Consider the following 20,429-nt stretch of genomic DNA (forward strand, 5'->3'; position numbering starts at 1 on the left):
CTCCAGTGGCGCGTTCAAGAAGAGAAGACGCGCCACTGGAGTGGCGCGCCCCCAGCCTACACCGGCACTCTCAGATGATGCTCGGTCGCGCCCTGGTAGGCGTGACCGATGCGATACAACATCGCTTCGTCGAACGGCCGGCCGACGAGCTGCAGGCCGATCGGCGCACCGTTCGTGTCGAAGCCGCACGGCACCGACAGCGCAGGAATGCCGAGCGTGTTGAACGGCCGCGTGAGGCCGGTGAAACCCGCCACCATTTTCAATACCGCCGGTCCGCCCTTGGTCTCGGTGTCGGTCTCCTCGATCGTGGGCAGCGGGAAGGGGATCGCCGGCAGCAGCACGGCATCGACGCCGTCCATCGCCGTCGACAGGAACTCCTTCACGAAATGCGCGCGCAGGCGCAGCGCGTCGATGTACTGCGTCGCCGGAATGAAGAAGCCCGCCTCCATGCGCGTACGCACCTGGTTGGCATAGAGCTCGGGCGTCTTCTCCATCCACGGCCGGTGCATGGCGGCTGCCTCGCACTTCACCATGACTTCGGCGGAGCGATAGAGCGCGGTGAAGTCGGGCAGGGTGACGGGCGTGACCTTCGCGCCGAGCCGGCCGAGCGTATCGGCCGCGGCCTGGATTGCGGCACCGACCTGAGGATCGATGGGCGCCGGCCCGTCGTTCGGCAGCGCGAGCCCGATACGCAGGCCTGCAACGCCGCCCTCGAGCAGCGCCTCGTAGTCGGGCACCGGCTTCTCGCTGGTGGTCGAATCCTCCGGATCGTGTCCGGCGATGACGGCGAGCATGCGGGCATTGTCGCGCACGGTGCGGGTCAGCGGACCGACATGGTCGAGGCTCCACGAGCGCGCGACCGCGCCGGCGCGGCTGACGCGGCCGTAGGTCGCCTTCATGCCGACCACGCCACAGGCTGCTGCCGGCAAACGGATCGAGCCGCCGGTGTCGGAGCCCAGCGCGCCATAGACCATGCGCGCGCCAACCGAGGCGCCCGAACCGCTGGAGCTACCACCGGTGACGCGGCTCTGATCCCAGGGATTGCGGCAATGACCGTGATGGACATTGTGGCCCGTCGGACCGGCGGCGAACTCCGCCATGTTGAGGAAGCCCAGCTCGACCACGCCCGCCGCATCGAGCTTGCTGAGCACCGTGGCCGTCACCGGCGCCACCCAGTCGCCGCGGATCTTGCTGCCGCCGGTCGAGAGCTCGCCCTTGCGGTAATACATGTCCTTGTGCGCCATCGGCACGCCATGCAGCGGTCCGCGGCGCTTGCCGGCAGCAAGTTCGGCGTCCATCGCCTTCGCCTGTTCCAGCGCCTTCTCCTTGTAGACGCGCAGGAAGGCGTTTGTGCGCGGCTGCCACGCCTCGATGCGGGCGAGGCAGGCTTCGGTCGCGGCCACCGATGTCGTGCGCCCGGCGGCGATCGCATCGGCGATGGCGGTGAGATCGTCCAGCGCGAGGTCTTCGTTCTTCACGAGCGTGCCTCCTTCGCCATGACGCTGGCAAAGGCTGCCGGATCGTCGTCGAAGGTGAGGCGCGCCGCGGCCGCCTTGCGCACCGCGTCGTTCAGGATCTCCACTTCGGCCGCGAGCTCCGCAAGCCGCTTCTCGTCATAGGCCATGCCCTGCAGGCTGGCCGCGATGCCGGCGGCCGTCTTCGTCTTCTCGTCCATCGCTTACTCCTCAGAGCCTGAGCCGACGCGCTTCCATGCGGGCGCGATCCTCGGGCGGGAACGTCATGATCTTTCGGATCTTCTGGTCGAACTTCATGCCGACGGCCTCGGCGCAAGCAGCAAGCGTGCCGGTCTCCGCCTCGAACAGGAAGTGCGTGAAGGTGATCGTCTTGTCGGTGAAGGTCGCGAGTCCGCTCATCACCACGGCGAGGTCGCCGGCCTGCAGCGGTCGGCGATAATGATTGAGCATCTCGACCACGACCGAGCCTTCCTGGCGCTCCTGCATGGCAGCGCGATCGAAGCCCAGGTGGTTCCAGAGGACAGGCGCGCCGTCGGAGTAGCGGCCGAAATGATGGCGCGGCAGGAAGTCGCCGCGCTCGTCGCATTCGTCGGGCGTGATCTGCGTGCGGCCGACTTCGATCAGGCCGACGGACGATGCCTGGGAGAGATGCAGGTCGGGCAGGGAGAGCTTGCCGACGCTGCGCGGCCGGGCGGCCTCGGGCAGGGCGACGCAGGCCGCTTCGGCTCGCGCGCGGAAGTCCGCGGGCCACGCGCGCTCGCAGAGGATGCGGCGGCGAATGGTGGCGGCGACTTCGCCTTTCGCCGGGTTGCGCACCTCGTGATAGACGACGAGATCATGCTCGCCGACCTCGACCGGCGCGGAGTGAACCTCGACCGGTTCGACCACGCGGAACTCGCGCAGGTAGCGGACATGGTCGTCGGCGGCCCGCGTCGCGACCCCGGCCGCGCGTTGCGCGCGTGGACCGAAGCCGAGGTGCGCCATGAGGCTGGCCGACGCCTCATGGGCGAACTCGGTGTAGAATTGGACGTTGAGGTGGTTGTTTTCATCGCACTGCCAGGTGTTCACGGCGGTGCTGAAAGTCGGGATCAGGGCGGGACTCGACACGCTAAACGCTCTCTGCAATCTGTGGATGACTGCCTTTGATGGCCTAAAAAGCCCCAAGAATCGACATTTTCCGTGGATTCGGCCCTTGCGGGGGATTGATTCGTGGATAACCTTGGCGCCGTCAACGGTGCCCTGGGGCGTCAGGAAACGTTGGCAAAACCAAGAATGTAAGGGACCCCTCAACATGGCTACCAAACCCACGACTGTTCCTACCGTTCCGCTTTCCAAGGTCGCCGCAGAGCTGGCCGAGAAGACGGGCATGACGAAGAAGGACGCGACCGGCGCGCTCGACGAGTTCATCAACCTCGTCGTTCGTCATCTGAAGAAGGGCAACAAGGTCCGCATCACCGGCCTCGGCATCCTTCAGGTCCGCGCCCGTCCGGCACGCATGGGCCGCAACCCGGCCACCGGCGAAGCGATCAAGATCAAGGCGTCGAAGAAGGTCGCCTTCCGCGTCGCGAAGGATCTCAAGGACGCGATCTAACTCGTACGCGACGGGTCAAGATCGGGCGGGTTCCGGCGCAAGCCGGGCCCGCCCTTCTTTTTGTCCGCTTCAGTCTGCCTGCCATCACCGCACAGCGGCACCGTCGCAATCCTTTGAACGAGCCAGCGCTGCTTTGTTCTAGTATAGCCGGAGCGCGACGCAGACCGGCATGAACACCTTCGTCATCCTCAAGATCCTCGCCACCCTGATGCTGCCCCCGGCCTCGCTGGCGATCGGTGTCGTGCTGTGGTGGCTGATGCGCCTTGCGGGCTGGCGCCGGCTGGCGGGCGTGACGCTGGGGCTCGCGATCTTCCAGACGCTCGCGCTCTCGTTCCCGCCCGTGAGCGCGCTGCTCACCCGGCAGCTCGAAGAGAGTGCCCGCACGTTCGTGGCCGGCAACCAGCCATGCTGCTATGACGCGATCGTCGTGCTGGGCGGCGGCATCGCGCCTGCCGCGCCGCCCTACACGACGGAACCGGAACTGACCGACGCTTCCGATCGCATCTGGCTCGCGGCCCGCATGTTCAAGGCGGGTGCCGCGCCCAGGATCATCGTGAGCGGCGGCTCGTTCGTCGAGCAGCAGGGCGGTCCGGCGACGACGGAGGCCGAAGCGATGCGGCGCTTCCTGCTCGACCTCGGCGTTCCCAACGAGGTGATCGTCTCCGAGGGCAAGGCGCTGAACACGATCGAGAACATCCGCAACGTGCGGGAACTTGTGAAGGAGGGAAAGGTGGCGATCATCACGTCGGCCTTCCATGTGCCGCGCGCCGCCAAGCTTGCCCGGCGCGGCGGTCTCAACTTTGCGATCTTCGGCGTCGACTGGAGCGTGCCCAGCGACGCCGTCCCGTGGTGGGATGTCTGGCTGCCTTCCATCGGGGCGCTCGGTGAATCGAACCTGGCGATCCGGGAACTGGTGGCGCTCGCCTTCGATCGCCGCGGCGAGAGTCTCGCGCCATGACCGCCTATCGCCTGAACCGCCGCGCCTCGTTCGGGCTCGCGGCGGCGCCGCTCCTGTTGCCGCTGGTGCGGGCGGCCCGCGCCCAGACGCTCGACAAGCTCGTCTTCCAGACCGACTGGCGCGCCCAGGCCGAGCATGGCGGCTACTACCAGGCCGTCGCCGCCGGCCTCTATCGCAAGGCCGGCATCGACTGCGACATCCGCCAGGGTGGACCGAGCCTGAACATCGGCCAGCTCCTGCTGACCGGCCGGGTCGACATGACCATGTCGAACAGCTTCGAGGCCTTCACCTATGTGCGCGAGGACGCGCCCTTCTTCACCATCGCCTCGATCTTCCAGAAGGATCCGCAGGTCCTGATCGGCCATCCCGACACGGGCTTCGACGGCTTCGATGACCTGAAGGGCCGCACCCTGCTGATCGGCAACGGCGGGCGCGTCACCTACTGGCCATACCTGCGCAAGAAATACGGGCTGAGCGACGAGCAGCTCCGGCCCTACAATTTCAACATGGCGCCCTATCTCGCCGACAAGAACGTCGTGCAGCAGGGCTTCCTCTCGTCGGAGCCCTACTCGATCTCGCAGGCCCTCGGTCGCATGCCGCCGTTCCTGCTGATCGCCGATGCAGGCTTCAGCGCCTACCAGACCACCATCGCGATCTCGCGCAAGCTGGCGACGGAGAAGCGCGATCTCATCCAGCGCTTCGTCGATGCGACGCTCGAAGGCTGGGCGCAGTATCTCAAGGGCGGGCCGGCCATCGAGGCCGCGAACGCGCTCATCAAGAAAGCCAACCCGGACCAGACCGACGATCGTATCCAGTACGCGATCAAGGTGATGAACGAGCATGGCATCGTGATGTCGGGCGATGCGCTGCGGGGCGGCGTCGGCGCCATGAGCGATGAGCGCTGGCAGGGCTTCTATCAGTCGATGGTCGATGTCGACGTGCTGCCGAAGGGGCTGGACGTGTCCCGGGCCTACACGCTCGACTTCGTCAACAAAGGCATCGGAAAACCCGCGTAACGAGATTTCAGGAGGACAGTCATGTACCAGGTCAACGAAGAACATCAGATGCTGCGCGATCTGGTGAAGAAGTTCGTGCGCAACGAGCTGATGCCGCTCGAGAAGAACGTACTCGAGCGCTTCGCCTCGGGCCAGCAGGCCTCGCTGTCCGACGACGAGAACGCCAAGCTCTTCAAGCAGTGCAAGGATCTCGGCCTGTGGGCGCTCGATGTCCCTGAGGAAGTCGGCGGCGGCAACCTGCCGGCGGTGGCGCTGGTCGGCGTCAACGAGGAGCTGGGCTACACCTGCGTGCCCTTCACCTTCCCGCCCGACTCGCCCAACCTGCACATGCTGCTGGCGACCGCCAATCCGGAGCAGCGCAAGAAGTACCTCGAGCCCTATGCGGCAGGCGAGACCAGCTCGGCCATCGCCATCTCCGAGCCCGGCGCGGGCGGCGATCCCGCCGGCATGAAGACCAAGGCGGTCAAGGACGGCAACGACTGGGTGATCAACGGCCGCAAGATCTGGATCAGCCGCATCGCCAAGGCCGACTTCACCATCGCCATGGCGGTCACGGATTCCAATCTCGGCGCGCGCGGCGGCATCACCGCCTTCCTGATCGACAAGGGCACGCCGGGCCTGGTGGTGGCCCGCGCCATCCCGATGCTGGCCGGTCAGCGCACCTACGAGGTCGTGTTCGAGGATTGCCGCGTGCCGGAGTCGCAGGTGCTGGGCCGTATCGGCGCGGGCTTCGCCCCCATGCAGCTCCGCCTCACCGTGCGCCGCCTGCAGATGGGCTCGTGGTGCATCGGCATGGCGCAGCGCGGTCTCGACATGCTGGTCGAACATGCCGCCCAGCGCGTGACCTTCGGCGAGAAGCTGGCCGACCGCCAGGCCGTCCAGTGGTGGGTGGCCGATGCGGCGATGAAGCTGCATGCCTGCCGCCTGATGGTGATGGATGCCGCGGTGAAGCAGGACGAGGGCCGCGACGTGCGCATGGAAGCCTCGATGATCAAGGTCTACGCGACCGAGATGGCGAGCGAGGTCCTCGACCATGCCCAGCAGGCGTTCGGCGCCATGGGCGTGACGCAGGAGCTGCCGCTGTCGATGATGGCCCAGAAGGTGCGCACCATGCGGGTCTACGAGGGCCCGTCGGAAGTGCACCGCATGGTCATCGCCCGCCGCATCTTCGGCGGCCGTTGACACAGACAGGGAGGCGGGCGGATCATTTCTGCCCGTCCTTTTTCAGCACGCGATTTTTCGAGGGAGCCGCCGCATGACCTACACGCTCGACACGTTCGTCAAGGACGCCCAGGCCGCGCTCAAGACGCATGAGGGACCGGCCGGCCGCGAGCAGGTTCGCGTGCTGCTGGAGAAGCTGCTGGCCAACCCGTCCTTCGTCGACGAGGCGGTCGGCCCGGCGGCGCCGATCGGCACGCGCAAGCTCTATGAGGACAAGGACCTCGGCTTCGTCGTGCTGGCGCACTGCAATCCCAAGCAGCACAAGAGCCCGCCGCACGATCACGGCGCCTCCTGGGCGGTCTATGGCCAGGCCGTGAAGTACACCGACATGAGCGAGTACAAGCGCCTCGACGGCGGCAGTGACGCCGGCGATGCAAAGCTTGAACAGGTGAAGGCCTATCGTCTCGAGCCAGGCCATGCTGGCGTCTACGATGTCGGCGCCATCCATGCGATCGACTATCCCGAGGGCAGCCGCTTCGTGCGGGTCACCGGCCGCGACCTCGACTATGTGCGCCGCCTCAAGTTCGACATGGCGGCCGGCAAGGCCATCCCCATCGAAAGCGCCACGGCCGGCGCGAACTAGCGCACCTGCGCGCGGAACTCTGCCTGTCCGCGCCGGCGCGGACGGTGCGCTTCGCCCCATTCCTCCATCGCGTCGAGGATGGGGCCGAGGCTCAGGCCCTTCTTCGTGAACGAGTACTCGACGTGCGGCGGCACGGTGTCGTGCACCGTGCGCGACACGATTCCGTCCTGCTCGAGCGAGCGAAGCTGCAAAGTGAGCATGCGTTGCGTGATGCCGGGCACGAGGCGGCGCAGCTCGTTGAAGCGGCGCGGCTGGTCCTTGAGATAGAACAGGATGTTGAGCTTCCAACGCCCGCCGATCACCTCGACGGTCGCCGCTACGGGACACCAGGGAGCCTTGATCTCGGCCATCGCGCGCCTCGTTACGTATCCATGACTGATTCCTAGTATAAAAAATGTGCGTACTTATGAGAAGTGCACTGGGATGTTAGGGGCGAACTCACAACCAGGGAGTTCGCAATGTTCGTCATCATGGGAGCCACCGGCCAGGTCGGTGGCGCAGTGCTGGAGGCCCTGAAGCAGCGCGGCGTCGCCGTACGCGCTTTGTCGCGCGATCCGGCGCGGGCGCAGGGGCTGGGTGTCGAGGTCGTGCGCGGCGAGGCGTCGGATACGGCGGCGCTCTCCGCCGCCTTCCGGGGCGCCGAGGCGGTCTTCGTGATGCAGGTTCCGCCGACGCAGGCGAAGGACGTGCTGGCCGAGGCCAACGCCGCGTCGCGGTCGATCGCCGCCGCCGTGCGCTCGGCGCGCGTGCCGCATGTCGTGGCCCTCTCTTCGGTGGGCGCGCATCTCGCCGAAGGCAACGGCATCGTGCGGGCGTTGCACGACTTCGAGGTCGAGCTTGCCGGCGCTGCGCCCTCGATCGTCTTCGTGCGGCCGGGCGATTTCCTGGAGAATTGGGCGGCCGTCCTGCCCGCCGCGCAGGAGGCGGGCGTGCTGCCGTCGGGCAAGCTGCCGCTCGAGGCCCGCCACGAAGCGGTGTCCGCGGTCGATGTCGGCCGCACGGCGGCGGCGCTGCTGTTCGATCCGCGGCCGGGCACGCGCATCGTCAACGTCATGGGCCCGTCGCAATACTCGGCGGTCGATGCGGCGGAGATCCTGTCGCGGCTGCTGGCCAAGAAGGTGACGGCCGTGCCGTCGTCGCGCACGGAAACGATGGCGGGTCTCGTGGCCGCCGGCCTGGGCGCCGACTATGCCGAAAAGCTCGCGGACCTCGACGAGGCGTTCAATGCCGGCCGCCTGGGCTTTCCGGCCGACAGCGGCGAGGTGCGCCGCGGGACCGTGACGCTCGAAGACGTGCTGCGGCGTCTCGCGGGAGGTGGACCGTGATCGACAACGCGATCTTCTACACGACCTTCGCCGCCGCCGTGGGCAGCGGCCTGGTCGCCGGCATCTTCTATGCCTTCTCGTCCTTCGTGATGGGGGCGCTCGCGCGCGTTCCGGCGGCGCACGGCATCGAGGCCATGCAGGCGATCAACATCGTGGTCATCAACCGCAGCTTCATGCTGGCCTTCTTCGGCACCGCGATCCTGTGCCTGGCGCTACTGGCCGCTTCGTACCTGCGATGGAGCGACGGCGGCGGCAAGCTGCTCCTGCTCGGCAGCCTGCTCTATCTCGTCGGCACGATCGGCGTGACGATGGTCTTCAATGTGCCGCTGAACAATGCGCTGGCGGCGGCCAAGCCGGAGACGGCGGAAGCCGCCACCCTGTGGGCGCACTATCTCGATCGCTGGACGATGTGGAACATGGTGCGGACGGTCGCGCCGACCGCCGCCATGATCGTGTTCGTTACGGCGCTGCGCTAGCCAAGTCGCGCGGCGGCCGTCTGGTTGGCTTCCGAGCGCTTCTGCAGCATGCCCTGGATGCGCTCCTTCAACCGCGCCACGCGCTCCGGACCGGCCTTCTCGGGGCTGCCGGAATCAAAGGGCGGCTGCGGGTTGTATTCGAGGGCGAGCTGGATCGTCTTGGCGGCTTCCTCGCCGGCCAGCTCGGCGGCAAGGCTCAGCCCGAAGTCGATGCCGGCGGTGACGCCGCCGCCCGATATGCGGTTGCGGTCGCGTACCACACGCTCGGCGACGGGGATGGCGCCGAAGGCCGTCAGGAACTCGCGCGACGTCCAGTGGCAGGCGGACTTGTAGCCCTTGAGCAGCCCGGCCGCGGCGAGGACCAGCGAGCCGGTGCAGACCGAGGTGATGTAGCGCGCGCCCTCGGCCTGCTTGCGCAGGAAGGCGAGCGTCTCCTCGTCGTTCATCAGCGCCACCTGGCCGCCGCCGCCCGGCACGCAGATCACGTCGAGCTGCGGGCAATCGGCGAAGGTGGTGGTCGGCACGATCGAGAATCCGACATCGGTCGGCACGGGATCGCGCGTCTTCCAGATCATGTGCAGCTTGGCGTTGGGCACGCGGCACAGGAACTGGGCCGGCCCGGTCGCGTCGAGCTGTGTGACGTCGGGGAAGAGCAGGATGCCGATATGGAGCGTGTCTGCCATGTGAGTCTCCTCTGTTGGTCCGACAGTACGCAATTCGACCTCTGGCAGAAATGACAAATATGATATATTTCCTGCCAATGCCCAGACCGCACCGGATCGCCATCCTCGCCTACGAGGGCTGCCAGCTTCTCGACGTCACCGGCCCTGCCGCCGTGTTCGGCGCGGCCAACGAGGGGCGCGAGCGGCCGGTCTATGATGTGCAGATCGTCTCGCCCGACGGCGGCGCGGTCGCCTCGAATTGCGGAGTCGCGCTGATGAGCCAGCGCATCGGCGGCCGCTACGACACGCTGCTGGTGGCCGGCGGGTCGCGCGGCCTCAAGGCGGTGATGGCGCGCGAGGACGTTCGCAAATGGCTGTGCCGCGTGGCGCCGAAGACGCGGCGCTTCGGCTCGGTCTGCACCGGCGCTTTCGTGCTCGCGGCAGCCGGACTTTTAAATGGCAAGCGCGTCGCGACTCATTGGGCGAGCTGTCAGCGACTGGCTGACAATTTCCCGGCGCTCACCGTCGATGCCGATGCGCTCTACGTCGTCGATGGCCAGGTCTGGACCTCGGCTGGCGTGACGACCGGTATCGACATGGCGCTGGCGCTGGTCGAGGCCGATCTCGGCGCGGCGACTGCCAATCTGATTGCGCGGCACTTCGTGCTCTACGCGCGACGACCGGGCTACCAGTCGCAGTTCAGTCCGCTGCTGCAAGCCCAGACCGAAGTCGATGCGCCGTTCGCCCGGTTGATTGAATGGATGCAGACCCATCTCGACGAGCCGCTCGACGTGCCGGCGCTGGCGGTCCGTGCCGGCCTGTCGGAGCGCAGCTTCTATCGCAAGTTCGTCGAGGCCACCGGCAAGACGCCGGCGCATTTCGTCGAGGGGCTGCGACTCGATGCGGCGCGGACCCTATTGACCAAGGGGCTGCCGCTCAAGGCGATCGCCGGCCGCGTCGGCCTGCGCTCCTCGGCACGGCTTGGCCAGGCGTTCGAGCGCCGCTTCGGCATGGCGCCGTCCTTGTTCCGCGAGATGCACGCGACGGTCTAGGTGCCGTGTTCTGAAGGCTCAAGGCGATTGAACGGGCCGCGAAGTCGGCTCGATCTCCGGCGTCTTGTCGCCAGGTCGGAAGCGCACCAGCACCTTGAGGAGCCTGTCCTCATCTGGACGGATGAAAGCTACATCCCTTGCCGTCTCGGACTGCGAGCGCCAACGCTGCTCCTCTGCGTTGAAGCTGTTGCGCCTGAAACGCTCACAGGCGCTGGCGATACCGGCGGGATCGCGGACGGCGGCCTCGACGACGATCTTCGACGCGGCTTCGTCCCAGCGGATGCCGATCAGATGATGAAAATCGGGCTGGTCGGGCTTGCCGGGCTGGCAACCCACGACAGGCCCCCGGGCGCCATCGACGTTGCCGGCCTCGAGCCAGCTGTCCAACTGCACCTTGCCGTCCGGACTGTACTTCACTGGACCGAAGCTCGAGGCCAATTGCCCTTGCCCCATGAAACTCGACCAGCAATAGGGCGTCTGGATAGCGCCGCCGGCCGCCGGCGGCACGACACAGTCATGGAAGCGACCTCCCGCGAAATAGCGCACGAACTTGAACCTGCCGTCGGACACATCGAACAGGGCGGCGCCGCCGTTGCCGGTGGCACGAGACTCGCAGTCGGCCGAATACATGGCGATCGCCTGAGGGCGGGGTGATGTGAATCGGCCGTAGAAGATCGTGTAGCGGCCATCGACAGAGGGAACACTCAGGCGGCAGGTGCCGTTTGTCGTTCGGGTCGGATAGTCGCGCGGCCGATCGCAAGCCCAGAATTGCTCCCTGCCGGCCTTCGCCTTGTAGACGCGGGAGCTGCAGATCGCCTCGTGCAGTTGCTGCGCCTGGGTGTCGCTGAGCTTCTGGTCCAGAGGCCTGTCATTGCTGGCGGACGTCGACGCCTGAGGAATCGGCGCCTGAGGAACGGGTTCCTGATTGGATCTGGCGACGCCGGTGAAGCGGTCAACGCAGGCAGCGAGTTCGCTCAAACCGGCCGAGGTGCCGTCGAGGGCGAAGCCAATCCGGCCGCCTTGTGTCTGGATCGTCATCTGGCTGCCGCGGCGCACCGTTTCATAGAGGGCGCTCCCTGCCGGCTGTTCGGCGAGGATGAAGGTCTTGGTCTGCGCGATCGCGGTCAGGTTATATGGTCCCGCACCGTCCACATGGATCTGCAGGGGCACCTGCTGGCCCTGGCGAAAGGTCCACGAATCGTGAGACCAGCCGATGCTCCATACGCGGGTGGCGAACATCACGAAATGCAAGGTAATGCCGCTGCGATAATTGACGAAAATTCCGCAGTGGTTGAAGCCTTTGCCTTGCACGGTATAGGCGGCGAGGGTCCAGCCCTGGATCGTCTTCTGCGATCCCGCGATCACATCGGCGCGGGCACCGGATAGAGAGGCGATGAAAACGCCTGCTGCAAGAGCAATCGTGCGTAGCATGTACTTCCGTCCTGGGCGCGCTCGCATCGCCTATGATAGCGGCCTCACCCGTTCGAATGAAGGATCGCATGGCCGGCGGGTGCTGTCGCAGCGAGCACGTTCTTGGCCCTGACATTGCGGAATCCAACGTAGGCGAAATAGATTCCCGCCAAAAGCAGCGGGATCCCGATGATGATGAACGAGAAAGGGATGCCCAGCAGCAAGCAGCAGACCGCGAGGACGAATAGCAACGTCGAAGATACGGACTGCATGGCGCCGGTCGTATCGTTTCTGAGGCTCAGGGCACGAAAGGTTCCGCTTTTCTGGTAGCCGGCGACCGTCACCATATCGCCATCGCTCACGCCGCCTTCCGTGAACTTGAAGCACACCGGCCGATTGCCGATCCGGAAGTTGATAACCTGGGCGCTGTTGATGAATCCCGTGCCCTGGTTCATGCCTCCCTGGACCTGCGTCGACTGTTGAAGGTGGCTCACCTGTCCCGACATCGTCGTTATCGCCATTTGCGTTCCTCCTCCGGCTACGTTGCGAGAGCGAGTTGTCGCGCAATCGCGTTCAACCCAAGCTTTCGTGATGCGATGGAATCGACGCGGGTATCATGTCGCGGCACCGAGGCGGCCACTTCACCCGTTCGGGTGAACCGCCTCTCTTCGCGTCATGGAAAACTGGGATGGCGCCACCGGAGAGGAAAGCATGAACTGGAAGCCGTTGCTGGCGACCCTGGCCATCTGGGGCGTCGCCACGTCCGCCGCCGAGGCGGCGGACGTTTTACTCACTTCAGCTCAAGTGCGAAGCGAGATCCTGGGCAAGGACGTAAGTCACGGTCCCCGACACGTCATCATTTACGGTGACGACGGAAAGCTCGCGGTTGTTGGCGGGTTGCTTGGAAAGAACGGAACCTATCGGTTGGAAAGTGACGGGCGCGTCTGTTGGCGCATGGGGCCTCCCAACGATGCCGGCTGCTTTCAGTACTACCGACGCGGTTCGCAACTGCGTGTACGCCGAACCGACTATGGAACCTCCGGTGATATCGGCCCCGTGACAGTCACGCCGTAGACCGCCCAGCACAGCGCCTGCCGCGATCCGCCACCCTTGGCAGTGGTACCTGCCGCGGCTACAATCAATGGTGGTCTGGACCGACGTTGCGAGGCGTCGATGGTTTCCGAGAAGACATACTTGGCACTCGTCGAGGCCATTTACGAGGCCGCCGTCGATCCCTCGAAATGGGTCGACGCCCTCGGCAAGCTCGCCGGCCCGATGGGCGGTGGCGGCAACCTCGTGATGCATGATCCATTGATTGCAACCGGGAATTGCTTGATTTATGCCAATTGGGATGCTGAGAATGTCGCGCTCTACAATTCCCACTTCGCCAGCCGCAACGCCTGGCTGAGCCGTATGGCGACGAGACCCGTCGGCAAGGCAGAGCCCGCCGAGTTCTTTCTCCCCCGGTCCGATCTCTTCAGGACCGAGTGGTACAATGATTTCCTGCGCCCCAACGAGATTGTCAGCGGCATCGGGGTGACGGTCATGCGTGACCGTAGTCGCTTCGTTTCGGCGAGTGTCCTGCTTCCCCGCTGCAGCGATTCCGCACATGCGTCTTATGTCGGGCTCTTGCAGCGGATCACGCCGCACATCGAGCGCGCCATGAAGGTCAATCGTCAGCTCAGTGTCGCCGATTTCCGCTGGGCTGCCGCCGAGGAGTGTTTCCGTCGGCTGAAGGTTGGCGTCGTCGTTCTCGGCGACGATCGAAAGATCGTGTTCTCCAATCCGGAGGCCGGCCGGATCTTTTCGCAAGGGGACGGGCTGGCCGTGAGCCGGGAAGGCCGGCTGGTCGCGGGGATGGCTGCCGACAATCTCCAGCTGAGGAGGATGTGCGAACTGATCTTCGGTATCGCGTTAGGCCAGCAGGCCGGCGAAAGCGGTGTCATGTCCGTGCAACGACGATCAGGTGCGCGCCCCTATGGTCTTCTCGTCACCAGGTTGGATCCGCAGAAGGAGTTGTTCGGTCGGTGCGCGCCAATGGCATTGCTCTTCATCTCCGATGCTACGTCACAGCGGACTTCTGTCGAAAGACTTGTGGGAGCCTTCAATCTGACGCTGTCGGAAGGGCGCCTCCTCCATGTCCTGCTGGACGGGCAAAGCCTTATCGCCGCTGCGGCGACGATCGGCATCTCCATCAACACCGCCAAGACCCAGCTCAAGGCCTTGTTCGAGAAGATGGGGTGCTCGAGACAAGCCGACCTCGTCCGAACGGCGATGGCACATCCATCCTGGTTCATTTACTGACGGGAATATTCCAGGTGGCGTCAGTGCCGTAGGCGCAGGCTGCTCAGGATCAGGGCGGTGAGGGCGAAGCCGGCGCCCAGCCAGATCGCGGCGCGGGCCGCATCGGCGGCGCCGCCGCCGGAGAAATCGAACAGGCCGAACACCAGCGAGACCAGCGCGGCCCCCATCGTCTGGCCGAGGGTTCGGGCCGAGGCGATGATGCCGCCGGCGCTGCCGCTGCGGTCGCGCGGCACGGCGTTCATCATCAGCCGGTTGTTGGGCGAGGCGAAGATGCCGAAGCCCGCGCCGCACAGGACCAGCCGCCACATGATGTTGGCGGCGGAAGGGTCCGGCGGCAGCAGTGCGGTCAGGATCAGGCCCGAGGCCATGCAGGTGAGGCCGATCGCGCCCAGGGCGCCGGCATGGTGGCGGTCGGCCAGGCGGCCGGCGATCGGCGCCACGCCCGCCAGTGCCAGCGGCCACGCCGTCAGCAGCAGGCCGGTCGCGGTGGCGTCGCGGCCCAGCACGGTGTGGAAGAAGAAGGGCAGGCTGACGAAGGCCAGGCCTTGTGCCGCGAAGGTGCAGGTGGAGGCCGCAATGGAGAGCGAGAAGATCGGCCGGGCGAATATGTCGATCGGCATCATCGGGTCGGCGAGGCGGCGCTGGCGCCAGACGAACAGCGTGCAGAACACGGCCGACCCGACGAGCTCGGCCACGATCACCGGCACGGGATGGCTATGGCCGACGCCGTCGATGCCGAAGATCAGCAGGCCGAAGGTGCCGCCGGACAGGACCGCCGAGAGCACGTCGAACGGCCGTTTGGCGTGTGTCGTCACCGGCAGGAAGCGGCCGGCGAGGAAGAAGGAGATGACGCCGAGTGGAATATAGACGGCGAACAGGATCGGCCAGTTCGTGATGGCGAGCAGGGCGGCGCCCACGCTGGGGCCGGCGGCCATCGAGGTCGCCACGACGGTGGTGTTGAAGCCGAGCCCGCGCCCGAGGGCGGCGCGCGGATAGATCGAGCGCACCAAAGCCGGCTGGATGGCCATGATGGCCGCGCCGCCCAGCCCCTGCAGCGTGCGCGCTACGATCAGCCAGGAGAGGGTGGGCGCGAGCACGCAGCCGATCGAGGCCAGCGAGAAGACGACGAGGCCCCAGCGATAGACGGTGCGGTAGCCCACGATGTCGCCCAGCGCCGCCACCGGCAGCAGCATGATCATGAGCGCGATCTGGTAGGCGTTGACGATCCAGATCGAGCTCTCCGCCGTGATCGCGAGATCCTTCGCGATGTAAGGCAGAGCGAGATTGGTCATCGAGTTGCTGAGCACCGCCATCGACAGGCCGATGGTGATGGTCGCGATGGCGGCAAAGCGCCGTGCCCCGGGGGGCATGCCGTCGGGGAGGGGAACGGACGCTGGTTCGGACATCGTTTACTGCGGGACCGTCAGTTCGTCGCCGCCGATGGTCGTGCGCTGCATGAACCGCTTGTACTTGACCGCATCGTAGTATGTGGCGCGATGGAGGACGGCGCGATTGTCCCAGACGATCACGTCGCCCTCGCGCCAGGCATGGGACAGCATGAATTCCGGCTGCTCGGCGCGCTGCGCCAGCTCCCACAGGATCGCCTTCGAGATCGGCTCGGGCCAGTCGAGGATGCGGCCGGCATGGGCGCCGATATAGAGGGCGCGGCGGCCGTTGATCGGGTTGTCGCGGAACATGCGCTGCTTCACCGGCGGCAGCTCCGACAGTGCCTTGGCGCTCAGGATGCCCTTCTGCACGCGGTCGCGCGAATGGGCCAGCGCATGCTCGGCGACCAGCGGCAGGATCGTCGCCTGCAGGGCCGGCGGCAATGCATCCCACGCCGCTCGCATGTTCAGGAACTCGGTGTTGCCACCCTCGGGCGGGCAGATCCGCGCCGTCAGGATCGAGCACAGCGAGGGGATGCGCTTGAAGGAGGAGTCGGAGTGCCAGAAGTAATTGGCCTTCTGGTAGATCATGCGCATGTCGTCCGGCGGGATCGGCTCGCCGGTCATGATGTCGAGGTTCGACTGGCGCTGGAACTTGGTGCCGGCCGCGGGATTGGAACTGAGCGTCGTTTCGAGCGGGCCGAAATTCTCACTGAAGGCGATCTGCTTGTCGTCGTCCATCGGCTGGTCGCGGAACAGGAGGACTGAATGCTCCTCGAACGCGGCGCGGATCGGCCCGAACTCCCGCGCCGAAAGGGGGCGCGTGATGTCGATGCCGGTGACTTCCGCGCCGAACAGCGGATGGAGCTTGCGGACTTCGATGCTGCCGGTGTTGCGCATGGCGTCGCTCCTCAGTCGATGATCGCCTGGTAGGTGAGCACCCGCAGCTCGCGGCGGATCGGGTAGGTCGAGGAGGGCATGAGCTGCGTCAGCAACACCACGGCCATGTCCTCGACCGGATCGATCCAGAAGGCGGTGGAAGCGGCGCCGCCCCAGGCATATTCGCCCGGCGTGCCGGCGATATAGGCCTTGGCCGGGTCGATCATCACCGAGAAGCCGAGGCCGAAGCCGATGCCGGTATAGGTCGATTCCGAGAAGCGCGGCGTGCCCATGTCGGCCATATCGCCCTTCAGGTGGTTCATGGTCATCAGCTCGACCGTCTTGCGGCCGAGCAGGCGCACGCCGTCGAGCTCGCCCTTGTTCAGCATGAATTTGCAGAAGCGCAGATAGTCGGACGCCGTCGAGACGAGGCCGCCGCCACCCGAATTCACCTTGCGCGGTGCCAGGTAGCGGCTCTTGCCCGGATCGTCGATCAGGCTGAGCTTGCCGTCTGCGCCGGGAGCGTAGTTGGCGGCGAAGCGGTCATGCTTGGCAGCCGGAACGTGGAAGTCGGTGTCGACCATGCCGAGCGGGTCGATGACCTTCTCCTTCAGGTACTTCTCGAAGGGCTGGCCGGAGATGACCTCGACCAGGTAGCCCAGCACGTCGGTGGAGACCGAGTAGTTCCAGGCCTTGCCCGGCTGCGCGATCAGCGGCAGCTGCGCCAGCCGCTCGACGACCTGCTTCAGGCTGGTGTCGGCGGTCTGGAAGTCGACGCCGTCCTGCTTGGCGCGATAGGCGGCATCGACCGGGTTGCTCTCCATGAAGCCGTAGGTCAGGCCGGACGTGTGGCTGAGCAGGTCGCGGAAGTTGATCTCGCGCTCGGCCGGCACCGTCTCGATCTTGCCGCGGCTGCCGCCTGCCATGACGCGCGGGTTGGCGAAGGCGGGGATGAACTTCGAGATCGGGTCGTCGAGCTGAAACCTTCCCTCTTCGTAGAGCATCATGATCGCCACGGAGGTGAGCGGCTTGGTCATGGAATAGATGCGGAAGATCGTGTCGGCGCGCATCGGCTTGTTGCGGGCCACGTCCGACTGGCCGACGACCTCGGCGAAGGCCAGTTCGCCCCGGCGCATGACGCAGGTGACCATGCCGGCCAGCTTTCCGCTGTCGACCCAGCCGTTCATCCAGGTGCGCACGCGGTCGAGCCGCGCTGCGGAAAGCCCGACCTGTTCGGGGGTAACGAGCGGCAGCGTGTCCATGGCGATCCTCCTATAAGCCTCGCTAGACTAGCCCAGGACGACAGGTTTCAGACACGCAAAAGACGGGAGGCACCAATGGCGAGATTGTGCGAGGGGCGGGTTGCGATCGTGACGGGTGGCGCTCGCGGCGTCGGCCGGGAACATTGCCTGATGCTGGCGGAGCATGGCGCCAAGGTGGTCGTGAACGACCTGGGCGGCGACCGGGCCGGCAAGGGCAACGATGTCGGCCCCGCCCAGCAGGTCGTGAACGAGATCAAGACGATGGGCGGCGAGGCCGTGGCCAACGGCGACGACGTCTCCGACTGGAACGGTGCCAAGCACATGATCGACCAGGCGGTCGAGGCCTTCGGCAAGCTCGACGCCATCGTGCTCAACGCCGGCATCCTGCGCGACCGCATGCTCGTGAACATGAGCGAGGACGAGTGGGACGCCGTCATCAAGGTGCACCTCAAGGGCACCTTCGCGCCCGCCCGCCACGCCGCCGCCTACTGGCGCGACCAGGCCAAGCTGAAGGGCGGCCCGGTCGATGCGCGCATCATCACCACGACCTCGGTCTCGGGCATCTACGGCAATATCGGTCAGACCAACTACGGCGCGGCCAAGGCCGGCATCGCCTCCTTCACGGTCATCGCCGCGCGCGAGCTGGGACGCTACGGCGTCACGGTCAATTCGATCTCGCCGTCGGCCTTCACCCGCATGACCGAGGACCTTCGCGAGTACACCGAGGAGGACAAGAAGCGCCGCGACCCGAAGTGGATCGCCCCGGTCGCCACCTGGCTGGTGAGCGAGGACAGCCGCGAGGTGACGGGCCGCGTCTTCCAGGCCGGAAACGGCATTTTCGCCGTCGCCGAGGGCTGGCATAAGGGCCCGACGGTCGACCAGATCATGGATCCGGTGCAGGCCGGCAAGGTGCTGGGCGAGATCGCCAAGAAGGCGCGCAAGAACGCCGGGATGAACGGTCTCGATCTGGACTGAAATAAACAGGGAAGAAGAAGGAAACATATGAAGACGATCAATCGCCGCACGGCGCTGGCGGCAACCGCCGCGGCTGCCCTGATGCCGGCGGGCGCCGCGCGCGCCCAGGCGTGGCCCAACAAGCCGATCCGCTGGATCGTGCCCTACACGGCGGGCGGTCTCACCGACGTGGTGACCCGGCTGACGCTCGAGAAGATGAATGTCGGCCAGACCTTCGTGGTCGACAACAAGCCGGGCGCCAATTCGCTGATCGGCGCCGAAGCCGCGGCCAATGCCACGGCCGACGGCTACACGTTCCTGACCGTGATCGCGGCCCACGCCGCGAACAAGACGCTCTATGCCGGCAAGCTCAAGTTCGACCCGGTGAAGAGCTTCGCCCCGGTGTCGCTGGTCGGCGTTGCGCCGCTCATCATCTGCGTCACCAACGACCTGCCGGTGAAGAACGTGGGCGAGCTGATCGCCTATGCGAAGGCCAATCCGAGCAAGCTGTCCTTCGGCTCGTCGGGCGTCGGCGCGGCCGCGCATCTCACCAGCGAGCTGATGAAGCAGGTCACCGGCATCAAGATGGAGCATGTCCCCTACAAGGGCACGGCGCCGGCGCTGGCCGATCTCGCCTCCGGCAACATCCAGGTGCTGATCGATGCGCCGATCGGCGTCATCTCCCAGGTGCGGGCGGGGAAGATACGCGGCCTTGCCATGCTGTCGAAGAACAGGGTGCCGGGCGTCGAGGAAATCCCGACGATCGTCGAGTCCGGCGGTCCGCTGATCGAATCCTCGAGCTGGGTGATGTTCCTCGCCCCGACGGGCACGCCGAAGGACATCGTCGACAAGCTGTCGGCAGAAGTCGGCCGGGCGGTGAAGGATGAGGCGCTGCGCAAGCGGCTGGCCGAGCAGGCCGTGATCCCGGTCGGCGCGACGCCGGAGGACACGGGCAAGTTCCTCCAGGACGAAATCGACAAGTGGGAAAAAGTGATTACCACCGCCGGCGTCAAAGCCGACGCCTGATCTCGCGTTCCGAGATAGAAGCAGCGGCGCCGGCAAAACCGGCGCCGCTGTCGTTTGGTCGGCCGTCTTCAATCAACTGGGGTGGCATCGGCCGGGCCTGCGACGACGTGGCCGAAAGGGCCAATGCAACCGCAGTCGCGACGATCGCCGCGAATCCCGAATAAAGCGTTGTGTCGTTTTCCCCCTGTATTTTCGATAATTGGACGGCTTGGTCCTCGCCTTCATGGCTTGTGAGGCCCCGTCAACTTCCCGTGGACTGCAGTCGTAAAAGTGCGATGCCGACAGTGTCTGTGCAGCCTCAGCGCTTTACTCGCTTCGCGCCGTGTCGTTTCCTATCTCCCATGGTTTCCACCCTGAGCCTGGCGAACGGCCTCACACTTCTGTTCGCTGCCCTTTGCCTCTGGACGATGGCGGCGCAGTCGCGCGGCGGCGTCACGACGCTGGGCCGCGTGGCCCTGCCGGGAGGCTTCGCGCTGATGGCGACGCTGATGCTGCTCGCCGGCGTGTTCGAGGCGAACATTCTCTTCGACATTCTCTGGGTTGCCGCCTTCGCGGTGGGATCGGTGATCGGGCGCATCCGCGGATGGATGCTGACGGTGCAGTCGAACAAGGAAGCCGGTCTCGTGTCGCTGCCCGCGACAGTCGACGGTCTCGTTGTGGCGATCGTACTCGCCGTGTTGTCCGGCATCGACTTCACCTCGGCGATGCTCGGCGAGGCCCTGGTCGAGCCGGGTTACGTCGCCGCCGCCAGCGCGCTCTGCGCCGGCTTCCTCGGTTATCGCGTTCTCGTCATCGCGCTGCGCGTCGTTCGTCCGACGCCGCCCAACAAGGTGTCCCGCGCCGTTTGACG

The 20,429-nt window shown here is 66.1% G+C and carries 23 protein-coding genes; 13 read left to right on the forward strand and 10 right to left on the reverse strand.

Annotated elements, in window-relative coordinates:
- Nucleotides 1-56: 56 nt before the first annotated feature.
- The 3 genes from AC1ROX_RS30685 to AC1ROX_RS30695 are packed head-to-tail and all read right to left on the reverse strand — an operon-like array spanning nucleotide 57 to nucleotide 2,582.
- Entirely contained in the window at nucleotides 57-1,478 is a 1,422-nt protein-coding gene (locus tag AC1ROX_RS30685) for an amidase (RefSeq protein WP_493132588.1), read from the reverse strand.
- Nucleotides 1,475-1,675 carry a hypothetical protein gene (locus tag AC1ROX_RS30690; RefSeq protein WP_493132590.1) on the reverse strand — a complete coding sequence of 67 codons (201 nt, stop codon included), beginning with the start codon at nucleotides 1,673-1,675 and terminating at the stop codon, nucleotides 1,475-1,477. The genes AC1ROX_RS30685 and AC1ROX_RS30690 overlap by 4 nt, the downstream gene beginning before the upstream one ends.
- 10 nt (nucleotides 1,676-1,685) lie before the next feature.
- Nucleotides 1,686-2,582: an acyl-CoA thioesterase gene (locus tag AC1ROX_RS30695; RefSeq protein WP_493132592.1), complete on the reverse strand. Its 897-nt coding sequence runs from the start codon at nucleotides 2,580-2,582 to the stop codon at nucleotides 1,686-1,688.
- 184 nt (nucleotides 2,583-2,766) lie between these two features.
- Between AC1ROX_RS30695 and AC1ROX_RS30700 the strand changes: the two genes are divergently transcribed.
- The 5 genes from AC1ROX_RS30700 to AC1ROX_RS30720 all read left to right on the forward strand — a co-directional run bounded on the left by AC1ROX_RS30700 (nucleotide 2,767) and on the right by AC1ROX_RS30720 (nucleotide 6,844).
- Nucleotides 2,767-3,066, forward strand: coding sequence for an HU family DNA-binding protein (locus tag AC1ROX_RS30700; RefSeq protein WP_493132594.1), 300 nt, complete (start codon nucleotides 2,767-2,769; stop codon nucleotides 3,064-3,066).
- Between the two features lie 169 nt (nucleotides 3,067-3,235).
- Nucleotides 3,236-4,024 (forward strand): YdcF family protein, encoded by a 789-nt coding sequence (locus AC1ROX_RS30705; RefSeq protein ID WP_493132596.1) that lies wholly within the window; start codon nucleotides 3,236-3,238, stop codon nucleotides 4,022-4,024.
- The gene (locus tag AC1ROX_RS30710) at nucleotides 4,021-5,040 is read left to right on the forward strand and encodes an ABC transporter substrate-binding protein (RefSeq protein ID WP_493132598.1); all 1,020 of its coding nucleotides are present in this window, start codon (nucleotides 4,021-4,023) and stop codon (nucleotides 5,038-5,040) included. Before AC1ROX_RS30705 ends, AC1ROX_RS30710 begins: the two co-directional genes overlap by 4 nt.
- A gap of 21 nt (nucleotides 5,041-5,061) precedes the next feature.
- Nucleotides 5,062-6,222: an acyl-CoA dehydrogenase family protein gene (locus AC1ROX_RS30715; protein ID WP_493132600.1), complete on the forward strand. Its 1,161-nt coding sequence runs from the start codon at nucleotides 5,062-5,064 to the stop codon at nucleotides 6,220-6,222.
- A 73-nt stretch (nucleotides 6,223-6,295) separates the two neighbouring features.
- Entirely contained in the window at nucleotides 6,296-6,844 is a 549-nt protein-coding gene (locus tag AC1ROX_RS30720) for a hypothetical protein (protein ID WP_493132602.1), read from the forward strand.
- Here the strand turns inward: AC1ROX_RS30720 and AC1ROX_RS30725 are convergent.
- Nucleotides 6,841-7,194 carry a winged helix-turn-helix transcriptional regulator gene (locus AC1ROX_RS30725; RefSeq protein WP_493132604.1) on the reverse strand — a complete coding sequence of 118 codons (354 nt, stop codon included), beginning with the start codon at nucleotides 7,192-7,194 and terminating at the stop codon, nucleotides 6,841-6,843. The two genes, AC1ROX_RS30720 and AC1ROX_RS30725, sit on opposite strands and share 4 nt — an antisense overlap.
- 108 nt (nucleotides 7,195-7,302) lie before the next feature.
- Here AC1ROX_RS30725 and AC1ROX_RS30730 point away from each other — a divergent pair, with 108 nt between their 5' ends.
- A complete protein-coding gene (locus tag AC1ROX_RS30730) occupies nucleotides 7,303-8,169 on the forward strand; it encodes an NmrA family NAD(P)-binding protein (protein WP_493132606.1) in 867 nt (288 codons plus the stop codon).
- On the forward strand, nucleotides 8,166-8,645 hold the full coding sequence (locus AC1ROX_RS30735; protein ID WP_493132608.1) for an anthrone oxygenase family protein: 480 nt from the start codon (nucleotides 8,166-8,168) through the stop codon (nucleotides 8,643-8,645). Before AC1ROX_RS30730 ends, AC1ROX_RS30735 begins: the two co-directional genes overlap by 4 nt.
- On the opposite strand, the gene AC1ROX_RS30740 is transcribed toward AC1ROX_RS30735, so the two are convergent.
- Complete coding sequence (locus AC1ROX_RS30740; RefSeq protein WP_493132610.1) at nucleotides 8,642-9,328, reverse strand: DJ-1/PfpI family protein; 687 nt, start codon at nucleotides 9,326-9,328, stop codon at nucleotides 8,642-8,644. The two genes, AC1ROX_RS30735 and AC1ROX_RS30740, sit on opposite strands and share 4 nt — an antisense overlap.
- A 77-nt stretch (nucleotides 9,329-9,405) precedes the next feature.
- Here AC1ROX_RS30740 and AC1ROX_RS30745 point away from each other — a divergent pair, with 77 nt between their 5' ends.
- Nucleotides 9,406-10,359 carry a GlxA family transcriptional regulator gene (locus AC1ROX_RS30745; protein WP_493132612.1) on the forward strand — a complete coding sequence of 318 codons (954 nt, stop codon included), beginning with the start codon at nucleotides 9,406-9,408 and terminating at the stop codon, nucleotides 10,357-10,359.
- An 18-nt stretch (nucleotides 10,360-10,377) separates the two neighbouring features.
- Here AC1ROX_RS30745 and AC1ROX_RS30750 read toward each other — a convergent pair whose 3' ends face one another.
- Both AC1ROX_RS30750 and AC1ROX_RS30755 read right to left on the reverse strand, forming a co-directional pair.
- Nucleotides 10,378-11,790: a hypothetical protein gene (locus AC1ROX_RS30750; RefSeq protein ID WP_493132614.1), complete on the reverse strand. Its 1,413-nt coding sequence runs from the start codon at nucleotides 11,788-11,790 to the stop codon at nucleotides 10,378-10,380.
- 44 nt (nucleotides 11,791-11,834) lie between these two features.
- The gene (locus AC1ROX_RS30755) at nucleotides 11,835-12,290 is read right to left on the reverse strand and encodes a hypothetical protein (protein ID WP_493132616.1); all 456 of its coding nucleotides are present in this window, start codon (nucleotides 12,288-12,290) and stop codon (nucleotides 11,835-11,837) included.
- 190 nt (nucleotides 12,291-12,480) lie between these two features.
- Here AC1ROX_RS30755 and AC1ROX_RS30760 point away from each other — a divergent pair, with 190 nt between their 5' ends.
- Both AC1ROX_RS30760 and AC1ROX_RS30765 read left to right on the forward strand, forming a co-directional pair.
- Nucleotides 12,481-12,843: a hypothetical protein gene (locus AC1ROX_RS30760; protein WP_493132619.1), complete on the forward strand. Its 363-nt coding sequence runs from the start codon at nucleotides 12,481-12,483 to the stop codon at nucleotides 12,841-12,843.
- A gap of 120 nt (nucleotides 12,844-12,963) precedes the next feature.
- On the forward strand, nucleotides 12,964-14,073 hold the full coding sequence (locus AC1ROX_RS30765; protein WP_493132621.1) for a helix-turn-helix transcriptional regulator: 1,110 nt from the start codon (nucleotides 12,964-12,966) through the stop codon (nucleotides 14,071-14,073).
- Nucleotides 14,074-14,093: 20 nt separating this feature from the next.
- Here the strand turns inward: AC1ROX_RS30765 and AC1ROX_RS30770 are convergent, their stop codons facing one another.
- From AC1ROX_RS30770 to AC1ROX_RS30780, 3 genes are read right to left on the reverse strand one after another with little or no spacing between them, the layout of a single operon-like run.
- The gene (locus tag AC1ROX_RS30770) at nucleotides 14,094-15,479 is read right to left on the reverse strand and encodes an MFS transporter (RefSeq protein ID WP_493132623.1); all 1,386 of its coding nucleotides are present in this window, start codon (nucleotides 15,477-15,479) and stop codon (nucleotides 14,094-14,096) included.
- Between the two features lie 3 nt (nucleotides 15,480-15,482).
- Nucleotides 15,483-16,358, reverse strand: a complete 876-nt coding sequence (locus AC1ROX_RS30775; RefSeq protein ID WP_493132625.1) for a TauD/TfdA dioxygenase family protein — start codon at nucleotides 16,356-16,358, stop codon at nucleotides 15,483-15,485.
- A gap of 11 nt (nucleotides 16,359-16,369) precedes the next feature.
- Nucleotides 16,370-17,599: a serine hydrolase domain-containing protein gene (locus AC1ROX_RS30780; protein ID WP_493132626.1), complete on the reverse strand. Its 1,230-nt coding sequence runs from the start codon at nucleotides 17,597-17,599 to the stop codon at nucleotides 16,370-16,372.
- A gap of 75 nt (nucleotides 17,600-17,674) precedes the next feature.
- Here AC1ROX_RS30780 and AC1ROX_RS30785 point away from each other — a divergent pair, with 75 nt between their 5' ends.
- From AC1ROX_RS30785 to AC1ROX_RS30795, 3 genes are all read left to right on the forward strand, one after another.
- Entirely contained in the window at nucleotides 17,675-18,574 is a 900-nt protein-coding gene (locus tag AC1ROX_RS30785) for an SDR family NAD(P)-dependent oxidoreductase (protein ID WP_493132628.1), read from the forward strand.
- 27 nt (nucleotides 18,575-18,601) lie between these two features.
- A complete protein-coding gene (locus AC1ROX_RS30790) occupies nucleotides 18,602-19,579 on the forward strand; it encodes a Bug family tripartite tricarboxylate transporter substrate binding protein (RefSeq protein WP_493132630.1) in 978 nt (325 codons plus the stop codon).
- 341 nt (nucleotides 19,580-19,920) lie between these two features.
- Entirely contained in the window at nucleotides 19,921-20,427 is a 507-nt protein-coding gene (locus AC1ROX_RS30795) for a hypothetical protein (RefSeq protein WP_493132632.1), read from the forward strand.
- The last annotated feature ends 2 nt before the right edge of the window (nucleotides 20,428-20,429 follow it).

It is taken from the genome of Reyranella sp. GW821-FHT14A01 (assembly GCF_058803965.1).